This is a genomic window from Priestia sp. YIM B13491, from assembly GCF_042787605.1.
GTDB classification, from domain to species: Bacteria; Bacillota; Bacilli; order Bacillales; family Bacillaceae_H; genus Priestia; species Priestia megaterium_E.
In genome coordinates this window covers 414,144-427,478 of sequence record NZ_JBHZOR010000002.1, presented here as the reverse complement: position 1 = coordinate 427,478, position 13,335 = coordinate 414,144, and the positions used below count along the sequence as shown (strand labels likewise).

At 32.5% G+C, this 13,335-nt stretch carries 11 protein-coding genes; 10 read left to right on the top strand and 1 reads right to left on the bottom strand.

Features of this window, described 5'->3' with window-relative positions; translation table 11 throughout:
- The first annotated feature begins 1 nt into the window (after position 1).
- Together ACFX4E_RS08300 and ACFX4E_RS08295 are read left to right on the top strand one after the other, a co-directional pair.
- On the top strand, positions 2 to 1,078 hold the full coding sequence (locus ACFX4E_RS08300; RefSeq protein WP_121944582.1) for a PTS fructose transporter subunit IIC: 1,077 nt from the start codon (positions 2 to 4) through the stop codon (positions 1,076 to 1,078).
- 92 nt (positions 1,079 to 1,170) lie between these two features.
- Positions 1,171 to 2,451 (top strand): class II D-tagatose-bisphosphate aldolase non-catalytic subunit, encoded by a 1,281-nt coding sequence (locus tag ACFX4E_RS08295; protein WP_377258079.1) that lies wholly within the window; start codon positions 1,171 to 1,173, stop codon positions 2,449 to 2,451.
- A gap of 51 nt (positions 2,452 to 2,502) precedes the next feature.
- Here the strand turns inward: ACFX4E_RS08295 and ACFX4E_RS08290 are convergent, their stop codons facing one another.
- Complete coding sequence (locus ACFX4E_RS08290; protein WP_377258076.1) at positions 2,503 to 2,955, bottom strand: VanZ family protein; 453 nt, start codon at positions 2,953 to 2,955, stop codon at positions 2,503 to 2,505.
- An 829-nt stretch (positions 2,956 to 3,784) separates the two neighbouring features.
- On the opposite strand from ACFX4E_RS08290, the gene ACFX4E_RS08285 reads away from it, so the two are divergent.
- The 8 genes from ACFX4E_RS08285 (at position 3,785) to ACFX4E_RS08250 (ending at position 13,204) form a co-directional block, all read left to right on the top strand.
- Positions 3,785 to 5,611, top strand: coding sequence for a nucleoside-diphosphate sugar epimerase/dehydratase (locus ACFX4E_RS08285; RefSeq protein WP_377258073.1), 1,827 nt, complete (start codon positions 3,785 to 3,787; stop codon positions 5,609 to 5,611).
- A 61-nt stretch (positions 5,612 to 5,672) separates the two neighbouring features.
- Positions 5,673 to 6,293, top strand: a complete 621-nt coding sequence (locus ACFX4E_RS08280; RefSeq protein ID WP_377258070.1) for an acetyltransferase — start codon at positions 5,673 to 5,675, stop codon at positions 6,291 to 6,293.
- 65 nt (positions 6,294 to 6,358) lie between these two features.
- Positions 6,359 to 7,474 (top strand): DegT/DnrJ/EryC1/StrS family aminotransferase, encoded by a 1,116-nt coding sequence (locus ACFX4E_RS08275; protein WP_377258067.1) that lies wholly within the window; start codon positions 6,359 to 6,361, stop codon positions 7,472 to 7,474.
- On the top strand, positions 7,474 to 8,124 hold the full coding sequence (locus tag ACFX4E_RS08270; RefSeq protein ID WP_377258371.1) for a sugar transferase: 651 nt from the start codon (positions 7,474 to 7,476) through the stop codon (positions 8,122 to 8,124). The genes ACFX4E_RS08275 and ACFX4E_RS08270 overlap by 1 nt, the downstream gene beginning before the upstream one ends.
- Positions 8,125 to 8,227: 103 nt before the next feature.
- Entirely contained in the window at positions 8,228 to 9,316 is a 1,089-nt protein-coding gene (locus ACFX4E_RS08265) for a glycosyltransferase family 4 protein (RefSeq protein WP_377258064.1), read from the top strand.
- Positions 9,317 to 9,488: 172 nt separating this feature from the next.
- Complete coding sequence (locus ACFX4E_RS08260) at positions 9,489 to 10,808, top strand: oligosaccharide flippase family protein (RefSeq protein WP_377258061.1); 1,320 nt, start codon at positions 9,489 to 9,491, stop codon at positions 10,806 to 10,808.
- Positions 10,809 to 10,820: 12 nt separating this feature from the next.
- The gene (locus ACFX4E_RS08255) at positions 10,821 to 11,738 is read left to right on the top strand and encodes a glycosyltransferase (protein ID WP_377258058.1); all 918 of its coding nucleotides are present in this window, start codon (positions 10,821 to 10,823) and stop codon (positions 11,736 to 11,738) included.
- A gap of 389 nt (positions 11,739 to 12,127) precedes the next feature.
- Positions 12,128 to 13,204: an EpsG family protein gene (locus tag ACFX4E_RS08250; RefSeq protein WP_377258055.1), complete on the top strand. Its 1,077-nt coding sequence runs from the start codon at positions 12,128 to 12,130 to the stop codon at positions 13,202 to 13,204.
- Positions 13,205 to 13,335 lie beyond the last annotated feature (131 nt).

The window sequence follows — 13,335 nt, the reverse complement described above, 5'->3', positions numbered from 1 at the left end:
TATGAAAGAGTTTTTTAAAATCCTAAAAAATCATTTAATGACGGGTGTTTCCTACATGATTCCAGCGGTTGTAGTGGGCGGCATTTGCATAGCAGCTGCGTTAGCTACAGGAACACCCGGGGAAAATGGAATGGAAGTCACCAACCCTTTAATGAATAACATCTTAAGTATTGGTACAGCTGGATTTACGATGATGGTTCCGGTTTTGGCAGGGTATATTGCTTACTCGATTGCGGGTAAGCCTGGTCTTGTACCGGGGATGATTGTTGGATACATTGCTAACACACCGATTGGTGACAGTGAAGTAAAAGCAGGATTTCTCGGAGCAATTGTTTTAGGATTTTTAGCGGGCTGTTTTGTTCAGTGGGTAAAAACCTGGCGAGTGCCCACTATGCTTCGGCCAATCATGCCTATTTTTATCATTCCGATTACCAGTTCACTCGTAATTGGTTTAGGATACATCTATTTATTAGCCAAGCCGATTGGTTATTTTATGACAGCTATGACGGAAACGTTAAAACAAATGAATGGGTCAAGTTTAATTTTATTAGCGGTTATTTTAGGATGCATGATTGCATTTGATATGGGAGGTCCTATTAATAAAGTAGCCTGCATGTTTGCTTTTGGAATGATGGCAGAAGGCGTGTATACCATTATGGGAATTATTGCAATAGCAATTTGTACTCCTCCTCTTGGTTTAGGACTGGCTACCTTATTAAGCAAGAAGAAGTATAACGATCAAGAAAGACAAGCGGGAAAAGCAGCTCTTGCCATGGGAATGATAGGTATTACAGAAGGAGCCATTCCGTTTGCCGCAGCCGATCCTTTTCGAGTGCTGCCTTCTATCATGGTAGGATCTGCCACAGGAGCCGTCATTGGCGCCCTTGCTAAAGTAACTGACCATGCACCACACGGAGGGCCAATTGTTTTATTGGTTGTCGATCATAAGCTTTGGTATATAGGAGCTATTTTAGCAGGAACAGTCGTGACAGCCGTCATGGTTAATGCTTTAAAGAAAGATGTAACAAAAGAAGTGCCTGAAGAAGAACCGATGGATCAACAAAGCATCAGCGTCTAAAAGTCAATAGCAATCCCTCGAATGAACAATATGTGTATACATATTGTTCGTTCCATTTTAAAGGGGTGTTAACCATAAAAGGAGGAAGTATCATGCAAAAAGTAAACATTAACGAAGTGGTAAAAGTAATGCTCAACATGCAAGACAAAGGGGAGGCGGTTACGCTTCTGGGAATTGGACCAATGTCTAAAACGTTATTAAAAGCTTGTTTTGAATTAGGAAAAGAAAAAGATTTTCCGCTATTATTTATCGCTAGCCGCAATCAAGTAGATGCAACAGAACTAGGCGGAGGCTACGTGTGTAACTGGAATCAAAGAACGTTTACTCAAACGATTGCTGAAACAGCAGCTGAAACAGGGTTTGACGGCTTATATTACACGTGCCGAGATCACGGCGGCCCGTGGCAGAGAGACAATGAAAGAAATGATCATTTAGCAGAAGAACTGGCAATGCAGTTAGGTAAGCAGTCATACTTAGAAGATTTGATTAACGGATTTGATTTGCTTCATATTGATCCAACAAAAGATCCTTATGAAATGGGAAAAGTTGTTCCGATGGAAAGTGTGCTGAGTCGTACAATTGAATTAATTCAGTACTGTGAAAGTGAACGAAAACGATTGGGATTAGCTGAAATTGGCTACGAAGTAGGAACAGAAGAGACAAACGGGGGGTTAACTTCAAGAGAAACCTATGAAACATTTATTCAAACATTAAACAGTGAGCTAACGAAACGACAGCTGCCTACTCCAACCTTTATTGTAGGTCAAACAGGAACGCTTGTAAAAATGACAGAAAATGTAGGGACATTTAATTCTAAAAATGCCCAAGAGCTAGCAAGCATCGCTAAACAGTATGGAGTAGGTCTAAAAGAACATAACGGAGATTATATTGATGATCATATTTTGCTGCAGCATTTGCCGCTTGGCATTACTGCGACAAACGTTGCTCCACAGTTCGGAACGGAAGAAACGCGTGCGTATATTGAATTAGCTAAAGTAGAAGAACAGCTCGCTCAAGATGGACTCATCGAACACAAATCAAATGTTGAATACGTCTTAACGCTTCAAGCGATTAAAAGTGAAAGATGGAGAAAATGGATGGTAGGGGATCAGCGCGAGCTACAAATCGAAGATATTTTCCAGCAAAAAGAGCTCACTGATAAAATTTTAGATATTGCCGGTCACTATGCATTTAACCATGGAGAAGTAAAAGCTGAAATTCAAACGTTATTTCATAATTTACGACAATGCAATATTGACGGAGAACGCTTTGTTATTAATCGAATTAAACGTTCGTTAAATCAATACGTGGAGTGTTTTAACTTGGAAGGAAGCACGACAAAAATTATGAAGGAAATTGGTGTTGAAGTATAACAAATAAGACAAAAAAAGCAGAAGGGCTCCTTCTGCTTTTTATCTTGCAAACTATTTAGCTGTCAGTTTATTCCGTTGCAATAAAAACAATAGAAATAACATAATGGCAGCTCCTGATGAATCAATCATTACATCTACAATACGACCGTCTCGTCCAATAATAAAAGCTTGATGAATCTCATCTACAAATGCAAAGGCAGCCAGACAGCACCACGCTTTTAAATGACGGTACTTCTGGTTTTTTAAATTCCAGTAAAAAAGCAAACCAAGAAATCCGAAAAATGAAAGGTGAGCGATTTTACGCAAAATAAACTCTAAGTCAAATCCATATGTATAAGACGTATAGAATTCACTTCCAGGTCTTAATATAGACCAAAGTGTCGCGTTGTGATCCCATACAGAAGAGTTTGTCCAAGTAGAAGGATCGGTGACTAGCAAATGCGGAGTGTGTGAGAACTTTGAAATAGATAAAATTAAAAAGATTAAAAGAATACGTTTTAGCATAATGGGAAACTCTTTTCCTGAATTTTTTAAAATCATAAAAATAATCATAAAGAAATTTAAATGCAATTGCAAGAAACGTACATAAATTTTTTCAATCATTATAGATGAGCTTAATGGTATCTTTGTTTGGAATCTATTAAATAGTAATAACTGAGTGAAAGGAAATATATGAAAAATAATTAGTGACAAGAAAAGTCCTTTTTAGGCAGTGATTACGACATTTTACGCTTGTATCAATCACTTCGACAAAAAAAGACAAAAAATTTCATATTCAAGAATAATTTGTTATGATAGTATTATTTTTGATACAAGACTAAAGTAATGTTTATTAGCGTTTTTAACATTGTCAGTGAAATCGCAACTAGTAAATAAGACTTAAATTAGGTCTTATTAAAATTATAAAAAACGGTGATGTCTCCTTATCATTAACAAAGGAGGTACTCGGCTACGCTGTGGGTGAAAATAAGCAATATCACCTTAGACACTAGAGTTGTCAATAGCGCGGTGTGAGGAAGGGTTTGATGCCCTATTTATTATACACATTTAATAGACAAGTATGGAAAATACTTGTCTATTAAATGTGTATAAATTGTTTTTTTTGAAAGAAGTGATTAGGTGAACATAAACGAATTTGATACTTTGCCGAAAAGTGTAAAAAAAACAGTTAGGTATATTAAAGAGAATTCAACTCTTGAGCAGTTGTTGTATATACAAAAATTACTCAATCAAACTATTAGAGCAAGAATGGAGGATTCAGCGAATGACAGCAGGTTAAATCTTAAGAGATAACCGTCAATTTAAAAATATAAAGTAAGAAAGGTGATAGAACTTGAATTATAAAAAGAGAATGTCTCTTTTAATGCTACTGGACTCCATTATTGTATTAGGATCTGTATACGTTAGTTATTTTATTTTACATCCTTATTTTCAAATTTTCACTACGAAAACACTGCTTGTTAGTTCTGTCAGCTTATTTATAGCACACCATGTACTAGCCAATGTGTTTCACCTTTATAAGAAAGCATGGCAATACGCAAGTATTGGTGAACTGTGGGCTATTTTTAAATCTGTAACATTCTCCGTTGTAGCTACTGCTATTATACAACTAGTATTCTTCCAAGACATTTATTTTAGAACATTATTTATTGCTTGGCTGCTACATATTTTATTAATTGGTGGCTCTCGCTATGTATGGATTATCTTCAGAAACACATATTTTAAAAAGAAAAACATAGCTGATTACAAACGCACGCTTATTATAGGAGCAGGATCAGCAGGTACCATGATAGCAAGGCAGTTAAAAACCAATCATGAAAGTAAGCTTTATCCTGTAGCTTTTATAGATGATGATGTAAAAAAACATAAATTGGAGATTATGGGATTACCCGTGTTAGGTGGAAAAGAAGTCATACAAGATGCGGTTAAACGGTTTAACGTTCACTATGTTATTATTGCTATTCCATCTTTAAAGGCAAGTGAGTTAAAAGAAATATATAACGAATGCGCAAAAACTCAGGCTAAAACACAAATTATGCCTAAAATTGAAGATATTATGCTAGGAAAAGTATCTGTTAATCAATTTAAAGACGTAAAAGTTGAAGATTTACTGGGAAGAGAACCTGTGGAGCTTGATCATGCAGGCATTTTAGAAACAATTGGCGGTAAAACCGTTTTAGTAACGGGTGCTGGAGGTTCGATAGGGTCTGAGATTTGTCGTCAAATCTGTAAGTTTAATCCTAGAAAAATTATTTTATTAGGTCATGGAGAAAACAGTATTTACACCATCGATATGGAGTTGCGTCAGAAATATCAAACTACTATTGAAATTTTACCTGTTATAGCCGATGTTCAGGATAGAGACCGTATCTTTGAAGTAATGGATACACATAAACCGGATGTAGTTTACCATGCTGCAGCTCATAAGCATGTCCCTCTAATGGAATATAACCCTAAAGAAGCTGTGAAAAATAATGTAATTGGTACAAAGAATGTAGCAGAAGCCGCTGACACATTTTCGGTCCGTAACTTTGTACTGATTTCGTCTGATAAAGCAGTTAATCCTACAAATGTCATGGGGTCTACTAAACGAATTGCAGAAATGGTAATTCAAGAATTAAATAAGCATAGCCAGACAAAATTTGTAGCTGTTCGTTTTGGAAATGTTCTAGGAAGTCGCGGTAGTGTAATTCCTTTATTTAAAAAGCAGATTCAAACAGGCGGCCCTCTTACAGTTACTCATCCTGATATGACCAGATATTTTATGACCATTCCAGAAGCTTCTAGGCTGGTTATGCAAGCAGGGACGCTTGCTCGTGGAGGAGAAATTTTTGTATTAGATATGGGTGAGCCTGTTAAAATTGTGGACCTAGCTAAGAATCTAATCAATCTTTCAGGATATACGGAAGAAGAAATTGGAATTAAGTATGCAGGAATTCGACCTGGAGAGAAAATGTACGAAGAGCTTCTAGGGAAAGATGAAGTACACGATGAGGCAATTTTCCCTAAGATTTTTATTGGAAAATCGGTAGAAGTAGATTTTTCTCGAGTTACAACATTAGTTAATAATTATGAAGTTTATGATACAGAGTATACGCGTGATTATGTATTGAATTTAGCAAATAATCGTAAAAGTTTACTTGTACAAAGTATGAATTAAATTGTTTTTATTTTATAGAAGGAAGCAGTTTCATCTTTAATAAGGTAAGGAGTAGAATACTGTGGCGAAACTTTTAATCTTAGGTGCAGGCGGTCATGGGAAAGTAGTATCTGAAATTGCGCAACTCATGAGACAGTGGGAAGAGATCAGTTTTCTAGATGATAGAGAAGATGTCTCAGAAGTAATAGGAATTTCTATAGTAGGTAAACTAGCTGATTTACCTGCACTAAGGAGCGAATATGAATATGCATTTGTAGCTATCGGTAGCAATGCTGCTAGGCTTAAATGGACAAAAAAATTAATTCAACAGGATTTTAAAATACCAATTCTTATTCATCCCTCTAGTACAGTAAGTGTGAAAAGTTCTATAGAAGAAGGAACTGTAATAATGGCAGGATCAGTAATAAATCCAGATGCGAGAATTGGTAGAAGCTGTATCATTAATACAGCTTCTACAATTGACCATGACTGCATATTACAAGATGGTGTTCATGCATCTCCTGGTACTCATCTTGGTGGTACTGTAAAAGTCGGGGAGCGAACGTGGATTTGTATTGGAGCTTCTATTATAAATAATATTAATATTGGTTGTGATTCTGTTATAGCAGCTGGGGCAGTTGTAACTAAAGATATACCAAGCAATGTTCTAGTAGCGGGTGTACCGGCAGTTATAAAGAAATAGCTTTATTAATTGCGATATCGTAAAACGAAATAGAAAACACCTTATAAAGGAAGGAAGTCCTTAATATGCAAGATAGAATTTTCCTTTCTTCTCCTCATATGAGTGAAGAAGGATATGAGATGGAATATGTAAAAGAAGCTTTTGATACAAACTGGATTGCTCCTCTTGGAGAAAATGTAAACAAGTTTGAAGAAGAGTTAGCGACTAAAGTCGGTTCAAAATCAGCAGCAGCTTTATCATCGGGAACAGCAGCTATTCATTTAGCTTTAAAAGCAACTGGAGTAGAAGCGGGAGATGTTGTTTTTTGTCCAACGCTTACTTTCTCAGCTACAGCAAATCCAATAATCTATCAAAATGCTACACCTGTTTTTATTGATAGCAATAAAGAAACATGGAATATGTGTCCAAAAGCATTAGAAGAAGCTTTTACAAAGTACCCTAATGTAAAAGCCGTGATTATTGTGCACCTTTATGGACTATCAGCTGATATGGATAGAATTACAGAGCTTTGTACAAAATATAATGTTCCCTTAATTGAAGATGCAGCTGAAAGTCTAGGAACTTATTATAAAGGAAAGCATACAGGTACCTTCGGGGACTATGGTATCTTCTCTTTTAATGGAAATAAAATTATCACAACTTCTGGCGGGGGAATGCTTGTCTCAAACAATGAAGAAAAAATCTCAAAGGCTCGTTTCTGGGCTACACAGAGCCGTGACCAAGCAAGACATTATCAGCATAGTGAATTAGGTTTTAATTATCGTATGAGCAATGTTGTTGCCGGAATTGGTCGAGGTCAGTTAAAAGTCTTAGATCAACGAGTAGAGAAAAAAAGAGAAATTTTCTCTTATTATAAAGCGCAATTAGAGATTCTTGAAGGAATAGAGTTTATGCCTAGCAATGAATGGGATCAACCGAACTATTGGTTAAGCAGTATGACTTTGAACGGTAAAGTGAGACCTCTTGATGTTATGGAAGCATTGGAAAAAGAGAATATTGAATCAAGACCTGTTTGGAAACCAATGCATATGCAGCCATTCTTTGAAAAGTATGACTATGTTGGTAGCGGAATAGCAGAAAAACTATTTGAAAACGGTGTGTGTCTGCCGAGTGATACGAAAATGACCTCTGATGACCTAGAGAGAGTAGTGAGTATCATCAAGAAGTTGTGGTATGAATGATGCAGGGTCCAAATGGCAATGGTATTTATAGAAAGTATATAAAGAGATTATTAGATATTGTATTATCTTTAATTGCAATTATTGGTTTAAGCTTTGTATTTTTAATAGTAGCTTTTCTTGTAAGAGTAAAGCTAGGAAGTCCAATTTTATTTAAACAAAAACGACCTGGAATGAATGAAAAGATATTTCTAATGTATAAATTTCGAACCATGACTGATGCAAAAGGAGCGGATGGAGAACTGCTACCAGATGATGTGCGGCTTACTAAGTTTGGGAAATTTTTGAGATCGACCTCGCTTGATGAATTGCCTGAGTTGTTTAATATTCTTAAGGGTGATATGTCACTTGTCGGGCCTCGACCTTTATTAGTTCAGTACTTGCCTCTGTATAATAAACATCAGAAACGTCGTCATGAAGTGAGGCCTGGCTTGTCTGGCCTAGCTCAAGTTAATGGTAGGAATACTATTAGCTGGGAAGAAAAATTTGATTTAGATGTACGGTATGTAGAAAATTTGAGTTTCTTGCTAGATATTACAATTATATTTTTTACAATTAAGAAAGTTTTTATTCGTGAAGGCATTAATTCAGAGACCGCTGCTACAGTAGAGGTTTTTAGAGGAAATACACATAAAGAATATAAAAGTAAATAGATAAAAAATTTCTTTATACAAGTTAATCAAAAATATATTATAAAACATCCAATTATGAATAATATGAGACTTTTTTAAAGATTGTAGCTAGGAGATAATATAAATGGCAAAGATTTTAATATTAGCTAATAATGACGTAGGATTATATCGGTTTAGAAGAGAGTTAATTGAACAACTTGTAAAAAATTATGAAGTATATATTTCTTTACCATATGGTGATTTAGTTCCTAATTTAGAGGATTTGGGATGCACATTTATAAACACTGATATAAGTAGAAGAGGAACCAATCCTTTAACAGATTTAAAACTATTTATGACGTATAGAAATATTATTAAAAATGTTAGACCAGATATAGTTCTAACTTATACAATTAAGCCAAACGTTTATGGAGGGTTAGCTAGTAGAATTAGTTCTGTTCCTTATATTACTAATATAACTGGTTTGGGAACAGCTGTGGAGAATGAAAGTATATTGCAAAAAGTGACGCTGTTCCTTTATAAAAATGCATTGAGAAAGGCAAAATGTGTTTTCTTTCAGAATGAAGATAATTTAAAGTTTTTTATTGAAAGAAACATAGTTGGTAGTAAGTATAGATTGATACCAGGGTCAGGTGTTAATCTCCAACAATATAAAATGTTAGATTATCCAGATGATAATAACATTAATTTTCTCTTTGTAGCTAGGGTGATGAAAGAAAAGGGGATTGATCAATTTCTTGAAGCTGCAGAATATATAAGAAAAAAATATTCTAATACCAGGTTTCATGTGTTAGGTTTCTGCGAAGAAAATTATGAAAAAAAGTTAGAAGAGTTGCAGAAAAAAAATATAATTAAATATCATGGTATGCAAAGCGATGTTAAGGAATTCCATGCTTTTTCTCATTGTACAATTCATCCCACGTACTATCCAGAAGGTATGTCTAATGTGTTGTTAGAGAGTGCATCATGTGGAAGGCCAATAATTACTACTAATAGAAACGGTTGTCGAGAAATAGTCGAAGAGGGTGTTAATGGTTACCTGGTTAATCAAAAAGATACTAAGGACTTGATCATTGCAATTGAGAAATTTCTTTCATTAGATTATAACTTAAAAAGAAACATGGGAATACAAGGGAGAAAGAAGATGGAAAAGGAGTTTAATAGAAATATAGTCATAAATGCGTATCTTGAAGAGGTAAAAGAGTCTGTATGACAAAGAGAATGTGTTTTATGACTGAGTTGTCTCATGCTAATGTAAATTATAGTTTAATATCATTACTCACACAACAGAGAAATGTGACAATAATGGTGATTATCTAAAATACTAATCACCAATTTACAAGAAGTTTTTAAAATTAATTGCTAACTACAAAAGGAAATCAATAATGTCAAAAATAAAAAAAAACTTAATATATGTATATAGTTCAACTGCTGTAAATGGAGTGTTAGGATTAATATTTGTGCCTATTGCTTTGCATTATTTAGGAGTATCTAGCTACGGTTTATATTCTATATTTATTACTTTAACAGGCTTTATTGTACTTGCAGAGCTAGGGTTTAATAAATATTTCACTAGAATTTTATCTAGCAATCGAAATTTGGAAGAGCAAAAATCAAATCTTCAAATTGCTATAGGGTTCTATATTTATGTTTACATCTTTTTAATTATAATTTTAGCCCCATTGTTAGTATATATAGTTCCAAACTATATTTTTCCTATAGAAGGTAAGAAAAATCTTGTTATAGTTATAGTAATATGTTCAATACTTGATTATTTATTTACTATTCCTACCACCCTATTAAAAACAAATTCAATTAGCAATGAAAGATTTGATAGATTATCAAAGTTTAATTTAGTTACAGGTCTATGGAGATATTCATTATTAATTTTGTCTTCTATATTTTTTAAGTCAGTAATAGTTCTAGTATGCATCATTTTATTAAGAAGGGTTATAGAATTTTTTTACGGATTAAAAGTTTTAGGGAATTTGCCATTTGGATCATGGAAACCAATCTTTAAAAGAAATCTATATAAAAAAATTCTAAGTGATTCTCTCTATCTTTCAGTTTCACAGTTGTTCCAGCTATCAGTAGTTGCAATAGGATCGGTATTAGTCAATAGATTCTTCGGTATTCAAAGTCTAGGTATATACCGATCATCTTTTGATATAGCTAATAAAGTATGGTTTATTTCTAATGGATTAGGAATAGTGTTATTCCCTAGATTTTCTAGTTTATTGAGTAGTAAAGATAATATTCTTAATCTAAGATTAAGCAAGTATCTAAATATTAGTTGGGTAGTTTACAGCTTAATTTTTATTTTGGGTGTATTTACTTTTGGTGTGTACAGTGATTTATTAAATATTAAATCGCATGAAATGTTTTTATTACTACTACTTGGTGTGTGTTACAATGCGCATTCTAACTTGGGATTTGAGTATTTACAGGCATTTGGTAAATTCAAAACTGTAGCTATGATAAATCTAATAAGTTTTTTAGTATTAATAATATCTTTTTATTCGCTTATAGATAAATACAGCTTTTTAACAGCAGGGTATGCTTGGGTTATTAGCCAGATCTTCTATAGCTTAATTACAGATTTAATTACTATAAAAGGGTTAGGATATAGAATTAAAAGTATTAATATTATTATAAAATTAGTTTTATTATCAACCACTATTTTAATATATAAAGGGTTTGTATAAGGAGAGAGAACTATGAGTGTACCATTTACAATTGTCATATCAACTTATAACAGGAGAGATCTCTTGGAAAGATGTATAGATTCAATCATAAAACAGAATTATTTCTCCTATGAAATCATAGTAATAGATGACTGTTCAGATAAATCTTCTGAACAGTTTATTTGCGCAAAATATCCGAGTGTTAATTATATTTATCTGGATAGAAATGGTGGTCCATGTAAAGCGAGAAACATTGGAATTAGTTTAGCAAAAAACGAATGGGTTATAATAATGGATGATGATGATACAATGAAAGAGTTTTCACTATCAACAATATCTAATACTATGTCTAGTATTGAATATAATAACTATCCAGTATTGAATTTTGCGAGGACAAATGGATATTTAGACATGGATTATAAAGTAGTTAGAATACAGGATTATATTAATAGGAAAGTCAAAGGAGAATTTGTTCCTGTTATTCAAAAAGAATTATTCTTAAAAAAAGGATATGGCTATCCTGATATTGTAATTGGTGGTGAATCAATACTTTGGATGGATATTGCTAAAAAAGAAGGAATACCAACTTGGTTAAATAATGTTTGTACACTGCATACTGATGCGGACAATCGATTGACAGATACAAAGCATCAAATTAAAAGAGCCAATGAATATGCAAGATTCCAAGAAAAAATAATAGAAAGATATAAAGATGATTATTTAATGCATAATAAAAAAGAATTATATAAAAGATATAAAGGAGCAATTTTATATAATCTATTATCTAAAAATAAGTCTGAGGCATTTAACAAATTAAAAAGTTTAATTAAACTAAATCCTCGATTCCTTTACTTAATTCTTTTTATATATTTTCCTAGTAAATCTTATGAACAAATACTCTTATTACTTAGAAAAGTCCAACGCATTAAACCTATATTTATTCAGTCATGAACAGTCGCTTTATAATAATTAATTTTTGATGATGGAAATTTATGATGGATTTCCCATGTTTCTATATTTAATTTATTGTATTTATAAAAGTTGGTGGGCCATTACAACTGTGTTTTAACGATTGAATAGCTTAGTTAGTAACACTTTTGATATTGAAAAAAATTAACATCTTTTTTAATCATTTTTTAGACTTAGGAAGTTAAACAAGGAATATTAAATGGAATAAAATAGATAATGGCTAGAGAGTAAGAGAATATACTATTTTTTGTATAAACCTTCTTTTCTTCAGGCCTTTTCTAAGATTAACAATAAAATGGCGTACTATAATATTTAATGAATTATCACTTCGTTGAGCTTAGTCACTCTCAAAAAACTTTAGGAGTAATATAATGTTATTAATTTTTTATGTTTCTATAGCTTTGGTTTTCTTAATATCTTTAGATAAGAGAAACAGTATAATCAATAATGTGTATTTTAATAATTTTGTTATGCTTATGATGCTATTAATCATAGCTATTGCTATAGGGATGCGCAATATTACTTTTGGTACTGATAGTTTTGCGTACAGTAATACTTTTTTGCAACTAAAAGATCTCTCTTTAAAAGAAGCGTTAAATGCATCAATTTATGAACCGTTTTTTATTATTTGGCAATGGATCTTAGCCCGGGTTTTTACATCCCCGCATACATTTTTTATGATTAATTTTTTGTTTTTTATTGGTATTTTAGTATTTGGGTTCACTAAAATTGTGAACAAAAGATTTTTAGTTTTTCTCGTATTTGGCTATGTTTCTATTTTCTTTTTCAGTAATTTAATTACTAATATTATTAGACAAGGATTGTCACTAAGCTTAATAATTTTAGCTGTTTGTTTATATGTACAAAAAGAAAGAAAAGATTTTTACTTTTTCTTGAGTTTATTTTGCGCTTCTCTATTTCATTATTCTACTGTCCCAGTCGCGCTACTTCTAACATTCATTAATGTTAAAAATACAAAAATAAAAACATTACTTTTTATTTGGTTTGCTTTTTCAATTTCATTTTTACTAAAGATACCAAGTATATTTAGCCCTTTAATAAATGACCCTACTTTGTCGCGTTATATGTCGGATTATGCTTCTAGCATTTATGAGGGAGGAATATACCGGAAAAATTTTTTAATATTTAGTCTTTTTTGGATTGTATTAAGTCTAATAATATACAAGAAAATTAATTTTAACTTAAAATACTCTTTATTATTAAAATTCTATATACTGACTAACCTATATTTCCTTATGTTTGGATTTATTCCTTTCTCAGATAGATTTGCAATATATTCATGGTGTTTCATACCTTTATTAGTATGGTATCCCTTAAGTCTAATAAAAAAAAACCAATCCTTAATTATCTTTTCGATTTGTTTAATAAGTTTAATTATTGGGATTATTACTGGGAGCTTTTCTTATTTATATGAACATAATGCTTAGTTTAAATAAATAATAACTTGTGGAGTTATAGATTTGTTACCTTCAAAAGGAGCCCCCTCAATTAAAACAAGAGATTGAAATTCTAAAAAAAACTACGATCATATTTGTAGAAAATAATAAAAATAGTACTC

Coding starts and splice junctions, on each gene's coding strand:
- ACFX4E_RS08250 (WP_377258055.1), top strand. CDS start 12,128: ATGTTATTAATTTTTTATGTTTCTATAGCTTTGGTTTTCTTAATATCT.
- ACFX4E_RS08300 (WP_121944582.1), top strand. CDS start 2: ATGAAAGAGTTTTTTAAAATCCTAAAAAATCATTTAATGACGGGTGTT.
- ACFX4E_RS08270 (WP_377258371.1), top strand. CDS start 7,474: ATGCAGGGTCCAAATGGCAATGGTATTTATAGAAAGTATATAAAGAGA.
- ACFX4E_RS08255 (WP_377258058.1), top strand. CDS start 10,821: ATGAGTGTACCATTTACAATTGTCATATCAACTTATAACAGGAGAGAT.
- ACFX4E_RS08290 (WP_377258076.1), bottom strand. CDS start 2,955: ATGCTAAAACGTATTCTTTTAATCTTTTTAATTTTATCTATTTCAAAG.
- ACFX4E_RS08275 (WP_377258067.1), top strand. CDS start 6,359: ATGCAAGATAGAATTTTCCTTTCTTCTCCTCATATGAGTGAAGAAGGA.
- ACFX4E_RS08265 (WP_377258064.1), top strand. CDS start 8,228: ATGGCAAAGATTTTAATATTAGCTAATAATGACGTAGGATTATATCGG.
- ACFX4E_RS08295 (WP_377258079.1), top strand. CDS start 1,171: ATGCAAAAAGTAAACATTAACGAAGTGGTAAAAGTAATGCTCAACATG.
- ACFX4E_RS08260 (WP_377258061.1), top strand. CDS start 9,489: ATGTCAAAAATAAAAAAAAACTTAATATATGTATATAGTTCAACTGCT.